This is a genomic window from Streptomyces angustmyceticus, from assembly GCF_040701845.1.
In the GTDB taxonomy this organism is placed as follows: domain Bacteria; phylum Actinomycetota; class Actinomycetes; order Streptomycetales; family Streptomycetaceae; genus Streptomyces; species Streptomyces angustmyceticus_A.
This window is the reverse complement of record NZ_JBFBHQ010000016.1, coordinates 47,697-65,061: the sequence shown is the minus strand read 5'-3', so window position 1 is coordinate 65,061 and position 17,365 is coordinate 47,697. Positions and strand designations below refer to the sequence as shown.

Annotated in this window: 20 protein-coding genes; 12 read left to right on the top strand and 8 right to left on the bottom strand. The window is 73.5% G+C overall.

Annotated elements, in window-relative coordinates; genetic code table 11:
* Positions 1-8: 8 nt before the first annotated feature.
* Positions 9-248, bottom strand: coding sequence for a hypothetical protein (locus tag AB0411_RS26610; RefSeq protein WP_366419799.1), 240 nt, complete (start codon positions 246-248; stop codon positions 9-11).
* 79 nt (positions 249-327) lie between these two features.
* Between AB0411_RS26610 and AB0411_RS26605 the strand changes: the two genes are divergently transcribed.
* From AB0411_RS26605 to AB0411_RS26595, 3 genes are all read left to right on the top strand, one after another.
* Positions 328-1,080, top strand: coding sequence for a helix-turn-helix transcriptional regulator (locus AB0411_RS26605; protein WP_366419798.1), 753 nt, complete (start codon positions 328-330; stop codon positions 1,078-1,080).
* 10 nt (positions 1,081-1,090) lie between these two features.
* Positions 1,091-2,011, top strand: a complete 921-nt coding sequence (locus tag AB0411_RS26600; protein WP_366419797.1) for a glutaminase — start codon at positions 1,091-1,093, stop codon at positions 2,009-2,011.
* Positions 2,012-2,107: 96 nt separating this feature from the next.
* On the top strand, positions 2,108-2,341 hold the full coding sequence (locus AB0411_RS26595; RefSeq protein WP_366419796.1) for a hypothetical protein: 234 nt from the start codon (positions 2,108-2,110) through the stop codon (positions 2,339-2,341).
* A gap of 24 nt (positions 2,342-2,365) precedes the next feature.
* Here the strand turns inward: AB0411_RS26595 and AB0411_RS26590 are convergent, their stop codons facing one another.
* The 4 genes from AB0411_RS26590 to AB0411_RS26575 form a co-directional block, all read right to left on the bottom strand.
* Entirely contained in the window at positions 2,366-2,788 is a 423-nt protein-coding gene (locus AB0411_RS26590; RefSeq protein WP_366419795.1) for a VOC family protein, read from the bottom strand.
* Positions 2,789-2,866: 78 nt separating this feature from the next.
* Positions 2,867-3,805 carry a beta-ketoacyl-ACP synthase III gene (locus AB0411_RS26585; RefSeq protein WP_366419794.1) on the bottom strand — a complete coding sequence of 313 codons (939 nt, stop codon included), beginning with the start codon at positions 3,803-3,805 and terminating at the stop codon, positions 2,867-2,869.
* A 211-nt stretch (positions 3,806-4,016) separates the two neighbouring features.
* A complete protein-coding gene (locus AB0411_RS26580) occupies positions 4,017-6,302 on the bottom strand; it encodes a heavy metal translocating P-type ATPase (RefSeq protein ID WP_366419793.1) in 2,286 nt (761 codons plus the stop codon).
* A 55-nt stretch (positions 6,303-6,357) separates the two neighbouring features.
* Positions 6,358-7,395 (bottom strand): helix-turn-helix transcriptional regulator, encoded by a 1,038-nt coding sequence (locus AB0411_RS26575; protein WP_366419792.1) that lies wholly within the window; start codon positions 7,393-7,395, stop codon positions 6,358-6,360.
* Between the two features lie 138 nt (positions 7,396-7,533).
* Here AB0411_RS26575 and AB0411_RS26570 point away from each other — a divergent pair, with 138 nt between their 5' ends.
* The 5 genes from AB0411_RS26570 to crcB all read left to right on the top strand — a co-directional run bounded on the left by AB0411_RS26570 (position 7,534) and on the right by crcB (position 11,038).
* The gene (locus AB0411_RS26570; protein ID WP_366419852.1) at positions 7,534-8,619 is read left to right on the top strand and encodes a magnesium and cobalt transport protein CorA; all 1,086 of its coding nucleotides are present in this window, start codon (positions 7,534-7,536) and stop codon (positions 8,617-8,619) included.
* 254 nt (positions 8,620-8,873) lie between these two features.
* The gene (locus AB0411_RS26565) at positions 8,874-9,740 is read left to right on the top strand and encodes an isocitrate lyase/PEP mutase family protein (protein ID WP_366419791.1); all 867 of its coding nucleotides are present in this window, start codon (positions 8,874-8,876) and stop codon (positions 9,738-9,740) included.
* Between the two features lie 106 nt (positions 9,741-9,846).
* The gene (locus tag AB0411_RS26560; protein WP_366419790.1) at positions 9,847-10,284 is read left to right on the top strand and encodes a FluC/FEX family fluoride channel; all 438 of its coding nucleotides are present in this window, start codon (positions 9,847-9,849) and stop codon (positions 10,282-10,284) included.
* Positions 10,281-10,667 (top strand): DUF190 domain-containing protein, encoded by a 387-nt coding sequence (locus tag AB0411_RS26555; protein WP_366419789.1) that lies wholly within the window; start codon positions 10,281-10,283, stop codon positions 10,665-10,667. Before AB0411_RS26560 ends, AB0411_RS26555 begins: the two co-directional genes overlap by 4 nt.
* Positions 10,664-11,038 (top strand): fluoride efflux transporter CrcB, encoded by a 375-nt coding sequence (gene crcB / locus AB0411_RS26550; RefSeq protein ID WP_366419788.1) that lies wholly within the window; start codon positions 10,664-10,666, stop codon positions 11,036-11,038. The genes AB0411_RS26555 and crcB overlap by 4 nt, the downstream gene beginning before the upstream one ends.
* A gap of 210 nt (positions 11,039-11,248) precedes the next feature.
* On the opposite strand, the gene snpA is transcribed toward crcB, so the two are convergent.
* Positions 11,249-11,914 (bottom strand): snapalysin, encoded by a 666-nt coding sequence (gene snpA / locus AB0411_RS26545; protein WP_366419787.1) that lies wholly within the window; start codon positions 11,912-11,914, stop codon positions 11,249-11,251.
* A gap of 218 nt (positions 11,915-12,132) precedes the next feature.
* On the opposite strand from snpA, the gene AB0411_RS26540 reads away from it, so the two are divergent.
* Positions 12,133-13,092, top strand: a complete 960-nt coding sequence (locus AB0411_RS26540) for a LysR family transcriptional regulator (protein ID WP_366419786.1) — start codon at positions 12,133-12,135, stop codon at positions 13,090-13,092.
* A 203-nt stretch (positions 13,093-13,295) separates the two neighbouring features.
* A complete protein-coding gene (locus AB0411_RS26535) occupies positions 13,296-14,591 on the top strand; it encodes a cation:proton antiporter (protein WP_366419785.1) in 1,296 nt (431 codons plus the stop codon).
* A gap of 228 nt (positions 14,592-14,819) precedes the next feature.
* Here the strand turns inward: AB0411_RS26535 and sodN are convergent, their stop codons facing one another.
* A complete protein-coding gene (gene sodN / locus AB0411_RS26530) occupies positions 14,820-15,215 on the bottom strand; it encodes a superoxide dismutase, Ni (RefSeq protein WP_129244482.1) in 396 nt (131 codons plus the stop codon).
* A 207-nt stretch (positions 15,216-15,422) separates the two neighbouring features.
* Here sodN and sodX point away from each other — a divergent pair, with 207 nt between their 5' ends.
* Positions 15,423-15,893 (top strand): nickel-type superoxide dismutase maturation protease, encoded by a 471-nt coding sequence (gene sodX / locus AB0411_RS26525; RefSeq protein ID WP_366419784.1) that lies wholly within the window; start codon positions 15,423-15,425, stop codon positions 15,891-15,893.
* On the opposite strand, the gene AB0411_RS26520 is transcribed toward sodX, so the two are convergent.
* Entirely contained in the window at positions 15,797-16,426 is a 630-nt protein-coding gene (locus AB0411_RS26520) for a CGNR zinc finger domain-containing protein (RefSeq protein WP_366419783.1), read from the bottom strand. The two genes, sodX and AB0411_RS26520, sit on opposite strands and share 97 nt — an antisense overlap.
* A 94-nt stretch (positions 16,427-16,520) precedes the next feature.
* Here AB0411_RS26520 and AB0411_RS26515 point away from each other — a divergent pair, with 94 nt between their 5' ends.
* Complete coding sequence (locus AB0411_RS26515) at positions 16,521-17,282, top strand: class I SAM-dependent methyltransferase (RefSeq protein WP_366419782.1); 762 nt, start codon at positions 16,521-16,523, stop codon at positions 17,280-17,282.
* Positions 17,283-17,365: the final 83 nt, after the last annotated feature.

Below are 17,365 nucleotides of genomic sequence, written 5' to 3'. Positions count from 1 at the left end.
CCGGGGCGCTACCCGTTCGTGTGCAGGAACCCGTCCCCGTGTGCGTTGACATGCGCCTCCAGGGTGTTGAGCGCGTCCTGGGTGGCCTCCGGCGAACCGCTGCCCCGCCGCTCGGCGAAGTACGCGGCGCCCAGCTTTCTCAGCAGGTCGTTGCCGGCGCGGTTCTGCTGCACCTCGTCGACCTTCTGCTTGCCCTGCGCCAGCCCCTGCCGTGCCTGCTCCTTGGCGCGGTCGAGAAACCCTGACATGTGCCACCTCCGTGAGGTCCGTGTCGTAAGGGATCAACGGCGCGGACGGCCGTGGGGTTCCCGTGCCAGGCTGGGGCACGTGGGCGAAGAGCGCGACACGGATGGGCCGCAAGGCGTACCCGGCGGGTACCGCGAACGGACGTCGCGGCTGGCCGGCGCGGTGCTGTGGACGCGCACCGCCCTGTCCTCGGACCGGCCGGTGCTGCCCGACGGCTGTACGGACCTGATCTGGAGCGAGGGCCGGCTGCTGGTCGCCGGACCGGACACCGGGCCGCACCTCCCGGAGGGCGTCGTGCCCGGCACCCGCTATGTGGGGCTGCGGTTCGCGCCGGGACAGGGCCCGGCCGTCTTCGGCGTACCGGCCCGTGAACTGCGCGACCAGCGGGTGCCCTTGGCGGACCTGTGGCCCGCGGGCCGGGTGCGCGCGCTGGCCGGGCGGCTGGCGGCGGCCGGGGAACGAGGCGGCGGGGGCGGCATCGGCCGGCTCCTGGAGGAGACCGCCGGGGCCCGCCTCCAGGACGCCGCCGCGGCCGGGGACCGGATCGCCGCCGTCGCCGACGCGCTCGCCCGCGGCCGTCCCGTCGCCGAGGTGGCCCGCTCCGTCGCGCTGAGCGAACGCCAGCTGCACCGGCTCAGCCTGGACGCGTTCGGCTACGGCCCCAAGACCCTGACCCGGGTGCTGCGGCTCGTCCGGGCGCTCGACCTGGCGCGCTCCGGGATGCCCGGCGCTCAGGTCGCGGCGCGCGCCGGATACGCGGACCAGGCGCATCTCGCCCGCGAGGTGAAGGCGCTGGCGGGGGCCCCGATGGGGGTGCTGCTCGCCCCGGGTTAGCGTGTCCGTCATGGACTACCAGGCCGTTCTCGAGGAGGTAGCGGCCCACGCCGGGCCGTATGCGCGACAGGGCAGGGTCGCCGACTACATACCGGCCCTCGAACGGGTGCCGGCGGACCGCTTCGGGATCGCGGTGGCCGACATCCACGGCGACGTGTACGGGGTCGGCGACTGGGAGACCCCGTTCTCCGTCCAGTCCATCTCCAAGACCTTCTCCCTCGCGCTGGTGATGGCGCAGAGCCACGACGGCCACGACGACATCTGGCGGCGGGTGGGCCGCGAGCCGTCCGGCACGCCGTTCAACTCGCTGGTCCAGCTGGAGGCGGAGAACGGCATCCCGCGCAACCCGTTCATCAACGCGGGCGCGCTGGTGGTCACCGACCGGCTGCAGACCCTCACCGGCGACGCCAGCACCTCGATGCTGCACTTCCTGCGGGAGGAGAGCGGCAACCCCGACCTCGCCTTCGACCAGGCGGTGGCCGACTCCGAGGCCGACCACGGCGACCGCAACGCCGCGCTGGCGCACTTCATGGCGTCCTTCGGCAACCTGGAGAACCCGGTCCCCAGCGTCATCGAGCACTACTTCTGGCAGTGCTCGATCGAGATGAGCTGCCGGGACCTGGCCGTCGCCGGCGGATTCCTCGCCCGCCACGGGCTGCGCGCCGACGGCAGCCGCCTGCTGGAGGCCCGCGAGGCCAAGCGGATCAACGCGGTGATGCTGACCTGCGGGACGTACGACGCGGCGGGGGAGTTCGCCTACCGCGTCGGACTGCCCGCGAAGAGCGGCGTCGGCGGCGGCATCATCGCCGTGATCCCGGGCCGCTGCACGCTGTGCGTGTGGAGCCCCGGGCTCGACGCCCGCGGCAACTCGGTGGCGGGGGCCGCGGCCCTGGACCACTTCACGACGCTGACGGGCTGGTCGGTGTTCTGACCGGCCCGCGCCGGTCCTCGGGCCGCCGACCGGCGGCCCGTTGCCGTTGTGGCGGCCGGGTGGCTGGCGCATCGTGGGCGTAGGAGGTGCACCGCCATGGAGCACGAGATGCGCGCCGAGTACGAGGAAGGCGTCCTGCCGCACGCGGACACGCCGGTGAAGATCTGGCACATGGTGCGGCTGGAGGGCACCACCGCGATGTGCGGGCGGGAGCTGGCGCCGGCCGCGGCCACCCAGACGGCCGATGTCTGGGGCACGCCCCGGGGGGAGCCGTTCTGCCACACCTGCGGCGCGCTGTACCTGCGCGAGCACCCCGGGGACATCGGCTAGGAGCGCGCACCCCCGCTCCGCCTCCTACGGCAGTGGCGCGAAGAGGTCGACCCCGTGGCCGTCCGGGTCCCGGACGACGGCGTAGCGCTGCCCCCAGAAGGCGTCCCACGGCGGCTTCTCGCCCTGGTAGCCGGCGGCGGTGAGCTCCGCGTAGACCGCGTCGACGCCCGCTGCGTCCGCGCACTCGAAGGCCAGCCCCGTCGGGGTGCCGCCCTGCGGCGGCGTCCAGTCCGGGTCGACGGCACGGGCGGTCGCGTGGCTGTCCCACATCAGGCGCAGACCGCCGGGGAGCCGAGCCTCGGCGTGCGGGGCGCGGTCCGCCTCGGCGGGGATGTCCAGGCCGAGGCGGCGGTAGAAGGCGAGGGAGGCGGCCATGTCCGCCACGACCATGCCGATGGCGGCGAACCGTGGTGCGGACGGTGCGGGGGAGGAAGAAGTGGTGGTCATGCGGCGAGCGTAGGACGCCCGCCGTGCCGTGGTCTTGTACGAATCGGACGCGCTGCGGCCCGTCTCAGGCGCGCTGCCTCACGGGCACTGGATGACCTGGCCCGCGTACGAGAGGTTGCCGCCGAAGGCGAACAGCAGCACCGGGGCGCCGGAGCTGATCTCGCGGCGTTCGACCAGCTTGGACAGGGCGAGCGGCACGGAGGCCGCGGAGGTGTTCCCGGACTCGACGACGTCCTTGGCGACCACCGCGTTGACCGCGCCGAGCCGCTCCGCGACCGGCTCGATGATCCGCAGGTTGGCCTGGTGCAGCACCACACCGGCGAGGTCGGCGGGCGTGATCCCGGAGCGTTCGCACACCGTGCGGGCGATGGCCGGCAGCTGGGTGGTGGCCCAGCGGTAGACGGTCTGGCCCTCCTGGGAGAAGCGGGCCGGCTCGCCCTCGATCCGGACCGCACCGCCCATCTGCGGCACCGAACCCCACAGCACGGGACCGATGCCCGGCTCGGGCGAGGCGCTGACCACCGCGGCGCCGGCCCCGTCGCCGACCAGCACACAGGTCGAGCGGTCGGCCCAGTCCACGACCTCGGTGAACTTCTCCGCCCCGATGACCAGCGCGTGGGTGGCGGAGCCGGCCCGGATGGCGTGGTCGGCGGTGGCCAGCGCGTGGGTGAAGCCGGAGCACACGACGTTCAGGTCCATCGTGGCGGGCGCGTCCAGGCCGAGGCGGGCGGCGACCCGGGCCGCGGTGTTCGGGCTGCGGTCGGTGGCCGTGCAGGTGGCGACCAGCACCAGGTCGATGTCCTGCGGGGCCAGGCCGCCGGCGGCCAGGGCCTTGGCCGCGGCGGCGGCGGCCATGGAGTCCACGGTCTCGTCGGGGGCCGCGACATGGCGGGTGCGGATGCCCACCCGGCTGCGGATCCAGGCGTCGTCGGTGTCGACGATCTTGGCGAGGTCGTCGTTGGTGAGCACGCCGGAGGGCTGGTAATGGCCGAGAGCCAGGACGCGTGACCCGGTCATGAATTCCCCTGTACGTGGGTGGGCGGTATGTCACCAGTCTCACCCCTCGGCGCCGGCCGGCGGCTGCGCGAACTGCCAATGTTCCGTCGCCAGAACTGGAGACAGTCGTCAGAACCGCCGGGATCCCGCCGCCGGGCCCGCGGGGGCGCCCCGTGCGGTGCGGGGCGCCCGGCGGGCGGCGGGGCGGGATCCTCACGGGGCAGCGGCCCGCCTATCCGGCCTGCGCCCGGAAGCGGCGCAGCCGCAGGCTGTTGCCGACGACGAAGACCGAGGAGAAGGCCATCGCGGCCCCGGCGATCATCGGGTTGAGCAGGCCGGCCGCGGCCAGCGGCAGCGCCGCGACGTTGTAGCCGAAGGCCCAGAACAGGTTGGTCCGGATGGTGTTGAGGGTCGCCCGGGCCAGCCGGATGGCGTCCGCGGCGACCCGCAGATCGCCCCGTACGAGGGTGAGGTCGCCGGCCTCGATGGCGGCGTCCGTGCCGGTGCCCATCGCCAGCCCCAGGTCGGCGCGGGCCAGTGCGGCCGCGTCGTTGACGCCGTCGCCGACCATGGCCACCGAGCGGCCCTCGGACCGCAGCCGTTCGACGACCGCCACCTTGTCCTCGGGGAGCACCTCGGCGATCACCTCGTCGATCCCGACCTCGGCCGCCACGGCCGCCGCGACGGCCCGGTTGTCGCCGGTCAGCAGCACCGGCGTCAGCCCCAGGTCCCGCAGCCGGCGCACCGCCTCGGCGCTGGTGGGCTTCACCGCGTCGGACACCACCAGCACCGCGCGCACCGCGCCGTCCCAGCCGACGGTGACCGCGGTACGGCCCTCGGCCTCGGCCGCGGCCTTGGCGTCCGCCAGCCCGGACGGCAGTTGCTGACCCGCCTGGTGCAGCAGCTGGGCGCGGCCCACCAGGACGCCGTGCCCCTCGACGACGCCCCGGACGCCCAGACCCGGGACGTTCACGAAGTCCTCGACGGCGGGCAGGGTGTCCGCCCCCGTGTCTTCGCCCCCGGTGCGCTGCGCGGCGCCGGCGGCGATCGCGCGGGCGACGGGGTGCTCGGAGGCGTGCTCCAGCGCCCCGGCCAGCCGGAGCGCCGTCGACTCCGTGACGCCGTCGGCGAGGTGGACCCCGGTCAGCGTCATCACGCCGGTGGTGACCGTGCCGGTCTTGTCCAGGACGACGGTGTCCACCCGCCGGGTCGACTCCAGCACCTCGGGCCCCTTGAGCAGGATGCCGAGCTGGGCGCCGCGTCCGGTGCCGACCATCAGCGCGGTCGGGGTGGCCAGGCCCAGGGCGCACGGGCAGGCGATGATCAGGACGGCGACGGCGGCCGTGAAGGCGGCGACCGCGCCCGCGCCGGTGGCGAGCCAGTAGCCGAGGGTGCCCAGGGCCAGGACGATCACGAGCGGGACGAAGACCGCGGAGATCCGGTCCGCCAACCGCTGGGCGGCCGCCTTGCCGTTCTGCGCTTCCTCGACCAGGTGCGCCATCCGGGCGAGCTGGGTGTCCGCGCCGACCCGGGTGGCCTCGACGACCAGCCTGCCGCCCGCGTTGACGGTGGCGCCGGTGACGGTGTCGCCGGGGGAGACCTCGACGGGCACCGACTCGCCGGTGAGCATCGAGGCGTCCACGGCCGAGGCGCCCTCCAGTACCTTCCCGTCGGTCGCGATCTTCTCCCCGGGCCGTACGGCGAAGCGGTCGCCGGGCTTCAGCGCGGCGACGGGGACCCGCACCTCCCGGCCGTCGCGCAGCACGGTGACGTCCTTGGCGCCCAGCTCCAGCAGCGCCCGCAGCGCCGCACCGGCCTTCCGCTTCGACCGGGCCTCGAAGTAGCGCCCGGCCAGGATGAAGGTGGTGACCCCGGCGGCGGCCTCCAGGTAGATGCTGCCGCTGCCGTCGGTGCGGGCGATGGTCAGCTCGAAGGGGTGGGTCATCCCGGGCATGCCCGCGGTGCCGAAGAACAGGGCCCACACCGACCAGCCCAGTGCCGCGAGGGTGCCCATCGAGATGAGGGTGTCCATCGTGGCGCTGCCGTGCCGCAGGTTGGTCCAGGCGGCGCGGTGGAACGGCCAGGCGCCGTACGCGACCACGGGGGCGGCCAGAGTCAGCGACAGCCACTGCCAGTTGGGGAACTGCAGCGGCGGGACCATCGCCATCAGCACCACGGGGACGGAGAGGGCGAGGGAGATCAGCAGGCGCTGCCGGAGCGGGGCGAGGGCGTCGCCGTCCGCGGGGCCGCCGCCCTCGGCGCCGGTGTCCGGTGCCGGGGCGGGCGGCCTGGGGAGCGCCGCGGTGTAGCCGGTCCGCTCCACGGTGGCGATCAGGTCGGCGGCCTCGACGCCGCTGCCGTCCGCGACGGTCACCTGGGCCTTCTCGGTGGCGTAGTTGACGGTGGCGGTGACCCCCTCCATGCGGTTGAGCTTCTTCTCGATGCGGGCGGCGCACGAGGCGCAGGTCATCCCGCCGATCTCCAACTCGACGCCGTGCTCTCCGACCGCGGTGGCCATGACTGCTCCTCGGTGTGCTGCGAGTGCGCTTCCCCCTGGACAACGATATACCCCCCTAGGGTATTCCTGGGGTGGCATCACGGTGTGACATTCTCGCCTCCCCCTCTTCTGCCCCCTCCCCGCCGCCGTCCGGCGCCCCCGCCGCGCGGCTCACCCTGCCGCCCATCGCCCGCAGGTAGGCGGCCAGTTCCGGCGGTTCGTGGACCGTGAACTCATGGCCCAGCGCGGCCAGCCGGAGCGCCAGCCACTCCAGCGAATCGGGGGCGCTGTGCCAGCGGCAGGTCGCCTCGTCGACCGCCACGACCTCGCCCGCCGCCGGTCCGCCCAGCCGGGCCGCCACCTCGGCGGCGGGCGCCCGTACGGTCGCCACCGCCCGGTGGGACGCGCTCAGCGACTGCATCCGCTCCCGGACGTAGGCGCCCGCGTCGGCGGCGGGCAGTGCGCGCGGCGCGGTCCGTACGCCGGTGGGGAACGGCTCGCTCAGCCGGTCCACCCGGAAGATCCGCCAGTCCTCGCGGTCGTTGTCGTACGCCACGAGGTACCAGCGGCGCCCCGAGGCGACCAGGCGGTGCGGCTCCACCCGGCGGGTGCCGCGCGGGCCGGCGCCCGCCCGGTAGCGGAAGCGCAGCCGCTCGTGGTTGGCGATGGCCGCGGCGAGCACCGTCAGATGCTCCGGGTCGACGGTCGGACCGTCGGCCGCCGGCAGCGGGACGGTGGCCGTGCCGAGCGTGCCCACCCGCCGCCGCAGCCGGGCCGGCAGCACCTGCTCCAGCTTGGCCAGCGCCCTCACCGACGCCTCCTCGATGCCCTCGACGGTGTGGCCGGCGGCCGAGCGCAGGCCGACCGCGATGGCCACCGCCTCCTCGTCGTCCAGCAGCAGCGGCGGCATCGCGGCGCCCGCGGCCAGCCGGTAGCCGCCCTCCGCGCCCCTCGTGGCGTGCACGGGGTAGCCCAGGCCGCGCAGCCGCTCGATGTCGCGGCGGATCGTCCGCGAGGTGACCGACAGCCGCCGGGCGAGCTCGCTGCCGGGCCATTCGCGCGGGGTCTGCAGCAGGGACAGCAGGTGCAGCAGGCGCGCCGAGGTGTCACTCATGGGACCGATGATGCCGCCGTGCCGTCCCGCCGCCACCGGCGGTGGGCACCGAGCGTGGCCGCTGTGCCCCGCTGGGTGAAAACGGCCGCTCCGTCATACCGTTCACGCGGCCCCGCGGGCCATACTGGCCCGGTGTCGATGATCAGCAACCTCCGCAAGGCCGTCCGGCTGCCGCAGCCGCGCACCCGGGGTGTCGACCTCAGTCACCCGGCGCGCTCGCCGCTCGGCACCGCCGTGGTGAACTGCGCCGTGTACGTGGACGGCGTGCGACAGGACGGCGACCACCCCGCCGACGCGGCGATCCGCCGGGTCCGTGAATCCGGCAGCGGATTCGTGTGGATCGGGCTGCACGAGCCGTCCGAGAAGGAGTTCGCCGGGATCGTCGAGCTGTTCGGGCTGCACCCGCTCGCCGTCGAGGACGCGGTCCACGCCCACCAGCGGCCCAAGCTGGAGCGCTATGACGGCTCGCTGTTCACCGTGTTCAAGACGGTCCGCTATGTCGAGCACGACCGGCTCACCGATACCAGCGAGGTCGTCGAGACCGGCGAGATCATGGTCTTCACCGGCACCGACTTCGTGATCACGGTCCGGCACGGCGGGCACGGCTCGCTGGGTCCGCTCCGCGAGCAACTGGAGTCGGTGCCCGAACAGTTGGCGCTCGGCCCGTCCGCCGTGCTGCACGCCGTCGCCGACCTGGTCGTGGACGACTACCTCGACGTCACCGCCGCCGTCTCCATCGACATCGACGACGTCGAGAGCGAGGTCTTCTCGGTGCGCGGCAGCGGCGGCGCGGGGCGGATCTACCAGCTCAAGCGCGAGCTGCTGGAACTCAAGCGCGCGGTGGCCCCCTTGGACCGGCCGATGCAGGAACTGGCGACCCAGCCGATGGCCCAGGTCGAGCCCCGCATCAAGACGTACTTCCGGGACGTCGCCGACCACCTCGACCGGGTCACCGAGCAGATCACCGCCTTCGACGAACTGCTCAACTCCATACTCCAGGCCCACCTCGCCCAGGTCACCGTCGCCCAGAACGAGGACATGCGCCGGATCAGTGCCTGGGTCGCGATCCTGGCGGTGCCGACCATGATCTGCGGGGTGTACGGCATGAATTTCGACCATATGCCGGAAAAGCACTGGGTGTTCGGCTATCCGCTGGTCATGGCCGTGATAGTGGGCCTCTGCTGGGTGATCCACCGCGGCTTCAAGCGCAACGGCTGGCTCTGACGCCGGTCCGGCGGGGCCGACCGGGGCAGCAGGGCGGACGGGTCCGGGACGCGGACTCCCGGGGCCCCGGGTGCCGGCGCGGGTGACGTAAAGAGAAAGTTGCGGAAGGTCATGGCGTGTTAAAGGCATTGTGCCGACGCGCCGGATAGACATGCCCTGACCAGTTCCCCGGCGGACGGACGGCACGGCGCCGGGCGCTTCCGCGCGCCCCCCGCACCGGCCGCGGTCCCCGCCGGTTCTGTGAGGAGAGCACTTTGCGGTACGGACAAGCACTGCGCGACGAGATCGCCGCCGAGGGGACGACGCCGCTGATCGGCGTGCACGACATGTACTCGGCCTCCCTCGCCGCCCCGCACTACAACGGCTTCTTCGTCTCCGGCTTCGGCTTCGCCGCGTCCCACTACGGGCTACCCGACATCGGGTTCATCGCCTGGCCCGACATGGTCGCCTTCGCGGAGCGGCTGCGCGGCGCGTTCCCGCACCACCATCTGCTGGTGGACATCGACGACGGCTACGGCGACCCCGAGGTCGCCTGCCATGTGGTGCGGCGCCTGGAACGCGCCGGCGCGACCGGGGTGATCCTGGAGGACCAGAAGCGGCCGCGCCGCTGCGGCCACGCGGACGGCAAGCTGCTGCTGCCGCTGGAGGAGTACCTGGAGAAGCTGGAGACGGTGCTGGCCGCCCGCAGCGACCTGCTCGTCGTGGCCCGTACCGACGCCACGGAGGAGGACGACATCCTGCGGCGGGCCACGGCGCTGGCCGCCACCGAAGCGGACGTGGTGCTCGTCGACGGGGTGCGCAGCGTCGAGCGGATCCGCCGGATCCGCACGGTCCTCGGGGACAAGCCGCTGCTGTTCAACCAGATCGCGGGCGGGAAGTCCCCGCGGCTCTCCCTGACCGAACTGACCGCGCTGGGCGTCGACGCGGCCATCTACAGCACCCCCTGCCTGTTCGCCGCGCACCGGGCGATGGAGACCGCGCTGGCCGAGCTGAAGTACGCGGACGGGCGGCTGCCCGCCACCGGGGACGGCGGCGGCGAGATCGGGGTCAAGGAGGCCACCGACCTGCTGGCCAGGAACCTCGGCCGGCACCACCCCGCACGCGAGGCCGTCCCGGTGTGACCCGCGGGGCGGGCACCGGGGTCCGTCCCGGTGCCCGCCGCTCCCCTGCGCGGCGGCGTTCCCCGCGCAGGGTTAGCCTGAGGTCGGCGATGATCTCGGGAGCGTGATGGACGAGCGAGGCCGCGGAGCGGCGCCCTGGCAGGGGCAGGGACCGGTGATCGGCGTGGTGGCCGCGGGCGGCGCGATCGGCGCCACGGCCCGTTACGGCGCCGCGCTCCTGTGGCCCACGGCGAGCGGCGCGTTCCCCTGGACGACCCTCGCCGTCAACGCCGTCGGCTGTGCGCTGATGGGCGTCCTGATGGTGGTGATCACCGAGGTCCGGGCGGCCCACCGGCTGGTGCGCCCCTTCCTCGGCACCGGCGTCCTCGGCGGTTTCACCACCTTCTCCACCTACGCCGTCGACATCCAGCGGCTGGTCGCCGGCGGCCGGGCGGCCGCGGCCCTGGCGTATCTCGCGGGCACTGTGCTCGTCGCGCTCGCGGCCGTATGGGGCGCGGTGACCGGCACCCGAGCACTTCTCGAACTGAGGCGGCGGACGGCATGACGGACGGCACGGCACACCCGGGCGGCTCCCCGGCGCTACGGCTCACGGTCCTCGTCGGCGAAGAGGACGTCTGGCACCACAAACCGCTCTACGCCGAGATCGTGCACCGCGCCTGCCACGCGGGCCTGGCCGGGGCCAGCGTCTTCCGCGGCATCGAGGGCTTCGGCGCCTCGTCCCTCATCCACACCCAGCGCCTGCTGTCGCTGAGCGAGGAGCTGCCGGTGGCGGTCGTCGTCGTCGACACCGAGGAGCGGGTGCGGGCCTTCCTGCCGCGGCTGGCGGAACTCCTCGCGGACGGCGGGCTGGTGACCCTCGACCCGTGCGAGACGGTCTCCTTCCGGCGGACGGACGGGGACGGCCGCGGGGCGGGCGGAGGCGGATGAACTGGCTGCTGGTGGTGGCCGGCGCCATGGTCGGGGCGCCGCTGCGCTTCCTCACCGACCGCTATGTGCAGTCCCGGCACGACACGGTCTTCCCCTGGGGCACCTTCACCGTCAACGTCGCCGGCTCGCTGGTCCTCGGCCTGCTGACCGGCGCCGCCGCTGCCGGGGCCGCCTCCTCGCACCTCCAGTTGCTGATCGGCACGGGGCTGTGCGGCGCCCTGACGACGTATTCGACCTTCTCCTACGAGACGCTGCGGCTGGCCGCCGACCGGGCCCGGGAGGGCGCGGCGGCCAACGTCGTGGTGACCGTGGCGGCCGGACTGGCGGCGGCGTTCGCCGGGGTGGCCGCCGGGCAGGCGCTCTGGGGCTGACCCCGGGCCGGACACACGAAAGCGGTGGGGCTCCGGGAGGAGCCCCACCGCACGGGCGGCGCAGGAGGTGCGAGGGCTGGTGGGGTACGAGTGCCGGCCGCCAGGTCCCGGCTCTCGACAGCCCCGGCCGTCCGGATCCGACCACCGTCAGCACGGTCCGATCCGCCGGCCACCGCCGAACTTCGCTACGTCACGAGGACGCCGGGTCCGTCAGGACGCCTTGCCGAAGTGGACGCCCGCCAGGCCGTTGGCCCAGAGCTGGTCCACCTTGGCGCTCTCGTTCGCGTCCGGCTGGGCGTTCTGGCAGGACGTGCCGGGGCCGCCGCCGGACATCAGCTCGCTGCACGGGCCCTCGTAGTGGTCCGGCAGGCCCAGCACATGGCCGGTCTCGTGCGCGGCCACGCGGGTGGAGTTGTACTCCTGGTTCTGCTGGTAGTCCAGGAAGACGTAGCCCTTCCCGTGACCGTCGGTGCTGGCGTACGAGCCGCGGGCGTCGTTGCCCTCGCGGTACTGGAAGTCGCCGCCGCTGCCCGCCTGCAGCTTCACGTTCGACACGGCGCCGTTCCAGATCGACGCGCTCTGGGCTATCTGGTCCGCGAACGTCGGGGCCGCGCTGGCGTCGTAGGTGATGGTCACCGACGCGGCGTCCGGGTGGGCCTTCATCTTGGCCTTGGCCGACTTCAGCACGGCCTCGAAGAACGCCTTGGTGTCGGCCTTCTCGGCCGCCGAGCCGTTGTAGGCCGCGATGGAGGCGGGGGTGCTGTGGGAGGAGTTGGTGGGGGAGGGGGAAGCTGCCGAAACCGGCGCCGCGGCTGCGAGCGCGGCGACGAGGCCCAGACCGAGCGCCGCCGACAGCGCCGTCTTGGGAGATCTCATGTGGGGGCTCCTTTATGTCCGAGGGCCGTACGGTCGCCGTGTGGGGCGGCGACCGGGGCCCTGCGGATTTCTTGGTGCCGTTGAGTCTGGACGGAGTTCACCCGGAAGACAGAGATGCCAAGTGGCGATAGCACCGGCCAATACCCCGGAAAAAAGAGCCTGTTCCGACGGGTTTGAGAGTCTGGTGTGACGTGTGCCGACGTCGTTATGCTCCGGACGTGGAGCTCGAGGTAAGGCATCTTCGCGCATTGTGCGCCATCGCGGACTCCGGCAGCGTACGCAAGGCGGCCCGGCAGCTCGGCATGACCCAGCCTTCCCTGACGACGCAGCTCCACCGCATCGAGAAAGCCCTGGGCGGCCAGCTCTTCTTCCGCGAACCGACCGGCAGCCGGCCCACGCCCCTGGGGCATACGGTCCTGTGCCGGGCCCGGCCGATAGTGGCCGAAATGCGGGCACTTATTGACGAGGTTGCCGCTGCTCCGCACCGCGACCGGGCCGCGCGGCTGCACATCGGCAGCACCAACAGCCCCGCCGTCGCCGGGTGGCTGCGCCGGCTGCGGGTGCGACTGCCGGACACCGACACCACGATAAGAACCGATGTGTCCGCCAACGCGCTGCTCCACATGGTCGCGACCGGACAGCTCGACGCCGCCTTCGTCCACGAGGTCGAGGGTGCGCCCCTACGGGTCCCCGAGGGCCTCGTCGAGCACGAACTCATCGCCAGGGAGCCGCAGTTCATCGCCGTGGCCGACACCCACCCCGCGGCCGCCCGGACCGTCATCCGGGTGGCCGACCTCGCCGACGACCAGTGGATGGTCGACCCGACCGTGGACGGCGAATGGGCCGGGCTGCGCCGCATCTGGGCCGCCGCCGGCATCAACCCCCGTGTCGTGCACGGCGACTACCTCACCACCGTGGACCTCGTCACGGCCGGCGAGGTGGTCACCCCCTGCCAGCCGACCGCCCGCCCCCGGCACGGCATGGCGATCCGCCCCCTGTACGGCGACCCGCTGGCCGTCCGCCTCCTCATGGCCTGCCGCCAGGAAGGCACCCCCGCGGCCTCCGCCGACGACCTCTTCGCCGACCTGACCGCCTCGTACATGGAGACCGCCTGGGCGAGCGAGGCCTACCGGACCTGGCTCGTCCAGCACAACGGGCCGCTGCCGGTGGGGGGTTGAGTCGAGCGCTCGCTCAGGCGCGCCGAGAGACGGCAGGAGCCGCCGGGAGGCGCCGTCGCCCGGGGCACCCGTTCACCGGCCGGTCCTCTCCACCAACCGTGTGAAAGCCGCCGTCCCGGCTCGTCGGGAGCGGCCGGGCGTGAGGTGATGGCCGAGAGTTGGGGGTGCCCGAGAGCCGGTGCGGCCGAGCCCTGGAGACCCGTGTGGACAGCAGTTACTCCCTGGTCCTGCTTCTGCTGTTCCTGTGGTGCCTGTGCGCGCGGCGGATGGAGCGCTTCGAGCTGACCGCGCCGGCCGCCTTCGTGCTGCTGGGGCTCCTGCTGGGCGAGGGCACCGGTGTGCTCGACCTCGCGCTGCCGCACGAGACGGTCAAGGTGCTCGCGGAGATCACCCTGGTCTGGGTGCTCTTCACCGATGCCGCCCGGCTCTCCTTCCGGGCCCTGCGCCCGGAGCTCGGCCTCTATGTGCGGCTGCTGGGGATCGGGCTGCCGCTGTGCGTGGGCCTGGGGGCGCTGCTGGCGGCCGTCCTGCTCCCCGGTGTCTCGGGGTGGGCCGCGCTCTACGTCGGGGCCGCGCTCGCGCCGACGGACGCCGCGCTCGGCGCCACGATGATGGTCAACCCCGTGGTGCCCGCGAGGATCCGCCGGCTCATCAACGTGGAGAGCGGCCTCAACGACGGCATCGCCACCCCGCTGGTGGTGCTCGCCCTGGCCGGGGTGAGCGCGGCCGAGCACACCGGCCCGCCGGACGCCGCCGGCCACGCCCTGGGACAGCTCGCCCTCGGTGCGGCGTACGGGGCGGTCGTCGGGCTGGCCGCCGGCTGGCTGCTGCGCACCGCGCTCCGCGGCGGCTGGGCGACCGAGGACTTCGCCGGCGCGGGTGTCCTGGCCCTGGCGCTCCTCGGCTACACCTCCGCGCTCGCGCTCGGCGGCAACGGCTTCGTCGCGGCCTTCGTCGCCGGCCTCGCCTTCGGATCGGCGCACGGGGCGCCGCAGCGGGTGCTGCTGTACGTCGAGCAGTCCGCCTCGCTGGTCTCCGTGCTGGTGTGGCTGGTCTTCGGCGCCCTGCTGCTCCCGGAGGCGTTCGACCACCTCACCTGGCAGGCCGGGGTCTACGCGGTGCTGAGCCTCACCGTGATCCGCATGGTGCCGGTGGCGCTGTGCCTGCTCGGGAGCGGTCTGGACGCCAAGACGGTGCTGTTCGTGGGCTGGTTCGGGCCCCGCGGGCTGGCCTCGATCATCTTCGGGCTGCTGGCGGTCGAGGAGCTCACGCCCGCCGACACCCGCCCGCTGGTCCCGGTGGTCGCGCTCACCGTGCTGCTCAGCGTCCTCGCCCACGGCCTGACCTCCCTACCGCTGGCGAACCGCTACGGGAAGGCGGCGGCGGCCCGGGGCATCGGCCCGGCCGGCGCGGCGGCCGGTGAGCTCCCCGTCCGGGGCATGGCCGCCGGCGGCCTGGGCCACGGCCGCCGGCGGGGCGGCCGGACCGCCGCTCCGTGAGGGCCGTCGAGGCGGCGCCGCGGCTCCGGGCCCGATGGTGGCGGGGCGCCCCCACACGGCCAGGGCCGCACCGCGGAGCTGCGCCGTACGACGCCGGGCCGCTTCCGGCCGCACACAGAAGACCGCACCCGCTCCGTCACGGACGCCCTGTGGGGCGGCGTGCGGACCGGGTGCGGACCGTGGGCGAGGCGACCCGTGAAAGTGCGGGTCGGTCCGCCCGGGTAAGGCTCAAGCCTTCTTGGTCTCCCAGAAGATCCGGTCGATCTCGGCGATGAGCTCCAGCGCCTTCTCGCCCGTCTTCGGGTCGTTGGAACCCTTGGCGGCGCTGAGCGCCTTGAGGGTGTCGTTCACCAGCTGGTGGAGCTGGGGGTACTTCTCGAAGTGCGGGGGCTTGAAGTAGTCGCTCCACAGCACCGAGACGTGGTGCTTGGCCAGCTCGGCGCGCTGCTCCTTGATCAGGACGGCGCGAGTGCGGAAGTCCGCGTCCTCGTTGGCCTGGTACTTCTCCTGGACGGCCTTGACCGACTCGGCCTCGATGCGGGCCTGGGCCGGGTCGTACACGCCGCAGGGCAGGTCGCAGTGGGCGCTGACCTTCACCTTGGGGGCGAACAGGCGCGAAAGCATGTTCAGTCCTTCCTCGTGATCGTCTTCTCAGGTGCGAGATTACTCGGTGCGGGAAGGCTTTTCTTGGTCGGCCCGGGGGTCTTAGGGCAAAAGTCCGGTGCCGCGGTGGGGCTGAGGGAGGATGGGCCGGTGAGCGAAGCGAGATGGGGGTGCCCCCGGACGGAGTCTGGGGGAGGGTCGGACCGGGGCTGGGCCGGGAGGTACGGGATGCCGGAGCGGGTGCACGAGCGCGGGCCGGAGCGGGGCGGGGACGCGGAGCCCGGGCCGGGGCGGAGCGGGCTCCTGCGCGCGTTCGGGCTGGCCGAGGTCTACAACCCGTCGATGGTGCCGACGCTGCGGCCCGGCGACCAGCTGGTGGTGCAGTACGGGGCGGCGGTGCGGCCCGGTGACGTCGTCGTGCTGCGGCACCCGTTCCGGCAGGATCTGCTGATCGTCAAGCGGGCCGTGCGGCGGCGCGACGGCGGCTGGTGGGTCCAGGGGGACAATCCGTTCGTCGAGAACGACAGCCGGGAATTCGGGGTGGTTCCCGACGAACTGGTCATCGCCCGCGCCTGGGTGCGGGTGCGGCCGCCGCGGGGGATTCAGCGCTCGGTGGCCGGCGTGCTGTCCTGGGCGGTGTCGGCGGTCCGGCCGGTGCGGGCCGAGCGCTCGCTCTCCAGGCGCTTGCGGGCGCGGTAGGCGGCGACGTTGGCGCGGGTGGCGCAGCGGTCGGAGCAGTAGCGCCGGGAGCGGTTGGTCGAGGTGTCCAGGTAGGCGTTGCGGCAGGGGCGGGCCTCGCAGATGCCCAGCCGGTCCACGCCCAGCTCGGTGAGGTGGAAGGCCAGGCCCATACCGGCGGTCGCGGCGAAGCTCGCGGTGGCGTTGGCGGCGTGGTCGGCGATGTGCATGTGCCAGTCGGGGCGGCCGTCCTCGTCCCGGTACTCGTGGCCGGAGATCTGCGGGCTGACCGGGAACTCCATCATCAGGGCGTTGAGGAGGTCCACGGCCAGCACCTCGTCGCCGCCGTCGGCGGCCTCGAAGACGGCGCGCAGCCGGGTGCGGACCGCGCGCAGCCGGGTGACGTCGCTGTCGGTCGCGCGCCGGGCGACCTGCTGGGCGGGGCCGAAGAGTTCGCGTACCGCCTCGACCGTGGTGAGGCTGTCGCTGCCGCGCTCGGGCTGCTCGGTGTTGACCAGTCGCACGGCATAGTCCGAGTAATAGGCCAGTTCCACTTGTAGTCCTTACGGGCGGGGGCTAAGGTGCGGAGTGCTGAACGAAGTAATGGGTGTTCTTCGTACGAGGGTATTACGTCATGGAGGGGAAGCGATGACCGAGACCGTCGTCGGCGCCGGTTGGCAGGCCTGGCAGGACAGTTGGGACCGCCAGCAGGAGTGGTACCTGCCCGACCGCGAGGAGCGGTTCCGGGTGATGCTGGACATGGTCGAGGCGCTGGTGGGCCCCGCGCCCCGGGTGCTGGACCTCGCCTGCGGCACGGGCAGTATCTCCGACCGGCTGCTCAAGCGGTTCCCCGAGGCCGAGAGTGTGGGCGTCGATCTGGATCCCGCGCTGCTGGCCATCGCGGAAGGGTACTTCGCCGGCGAGCGCCGGGTCCGCTTCGTACGAGCCGATCTCAAGGATCCGCGGTGGACCGACAAGCTGCCGCACGACTCGTACGACGCCGTGCTCACCGCCACCGCGCTCCACTGGCTGCACACCGAGGAGCTCCGCGGGCTGTACGGGCAGCTCGGCACCCTGGTGCGGGACGGCGGGGTCTTCATGAACGCCGACCACATGCCCGAGCCGGCCACCCCGCGGATCAACGCCGCCGAGCGGGCCTTCCGGCACCGGCGGATGGACGAGGCGAAGGCGGCCGGCGCCGTCGACTGGGCCGAGTGGTGGCAGCTGGCGGCCGCCGACCCGCGGCTGGCCGGGCCGACCGCCGAGCGCTTCGAGATCTACGGCGAGCACGCGGACGGCGACACCCCCTCGGCGGCCTGGCACGCGGCGGTCCTGCGCGAATCGGGATTCGGCGAGGCGCGGCCGGTCTGGGCCTCGCCCACGGACGGGCTGGTGCTGGGCCTGAAGTAGTAGGGGCCCGCCGCACCGTCCGGGGACGGCGGAGGACCGCGGCGGGGCCTCCTCCCGGGGGAGCGGGTCCCGCCGCGGTCCAC

What these genes read in the sequence shown, in the direction of transcription:
- AB0411_RS26610 (WP_366419799.1), bottom strand. Translation starts at nt 248, where the DNA reads ATGTCAGGGTTTCTCGACCGCGCCAAGGAGCAGGCACGGCAGGGGCTG.
- AB0411_RS26600 (WP_366419797.1), top strand. Translation starts at nt 1,091, where the DNA reads ATGGACTACCAGGCCGTTCTCGAGGAGGTAGCGGCCCACGCCGGGCCG.
- AB0411_RS26595 (WP_366419796.1), top strand. Translation starts at nt 2,108, where the DNA reads ATGGAGCACGAGATGCGCGCCGAGTACGAGGAAGGCGTCCTGCCGCAC.
- AB0411_RS26590 (WP_366419795.1), bottom strand. Translation starts at nt 2,788, where the DNA reads ATGACCACCACTTCTTCCTCCCCCGCACCGTCCGCACCACGGTTCGCC.
- AB0411_RS26585 (WP_366419794.1), bottom strand. Translation starts at nt 3,805, where the DNA reads ATGACCGGGTCACGCGTCCTGGCTCTCGGCCATTACCAGCCCTCCGGC.
- AB0411_RS26580 (WP_366419793.1), bottom strand. Translation starts at nt 6,302, where the DNA reads ATGGCCACCGCGGTCGGAGAGCACGGCGTCGAGTTGGAGATCGGCGGG.
- AB0411_RS26575 (WP_366419792.1), bottom strand. Translation starts at nt 7,395, where the DNA reads ATGAGTGACACCTCGGCGCGCCTGCTGCACCTGCTGTCCCTGCTGCAG.
- AB0411_RS26570 (WP_366419852.1), top strand. Translation starts at nt 7,534, where the DNA reads ATGATCAGCAACCTCCGCAAGGCCGTCCGGCTGCCGCAGCCGCGCACC.
- AB0411_RS26560 (WP_366419790.1), top strand. Translation starts at nt 9,847, where the DNA reads ATGGACGAGCGAGGCCGCGGAGCGGCGCCCTGGCAGGGGCAGGGACCG.
- AB0411_RS26555 (WP_366419789.1), top strand. Translation starts at nt 10,281, where the DNA reads ATGACGGACGGCACGGCACACCCGGGCGGCTCCCCGGCGCTACGGCTC.
- crcB (WP_366419788.1), top strand. Translation starts at nt 10,664, where the DNA reads ATGAACTGGCTGCTGGTGGTGGCCGGCGCCATGGTCGGGGCGCCGCTG.
- snpA (WP_366419787.1), bottom strand. Translation starts at nt 11,914, where the DNA reads ATGAGATCTCCCAAGACGGCGCTGTCGGCGGCGCTCGGTCTGGGCCTC.
- sodN (WP_129244482.1), bottom strand. Translation starts at nt 15,215, where the DNA reads ATGCTTTCGCGCCTGTTCGCCCCCAAGGTGAAGGTCAGCGCCCACTGC.
- sodX (WP_366419784.1), top strand. Translation starts at nt 15,423, where the DNA reads ATGCCGGAGCGGGTGCACGAGCGCGGGCCGGAGCGGGGCGGGGACGCG.
- AB0411_RS26515 (WP_366419782.1), top strand. Translation starts at nt 16,521, where the DNA reads ATGACCGAGACCGTCGTCGGCGCCGGTTGGCAGGCCTGGCAGGACAGT.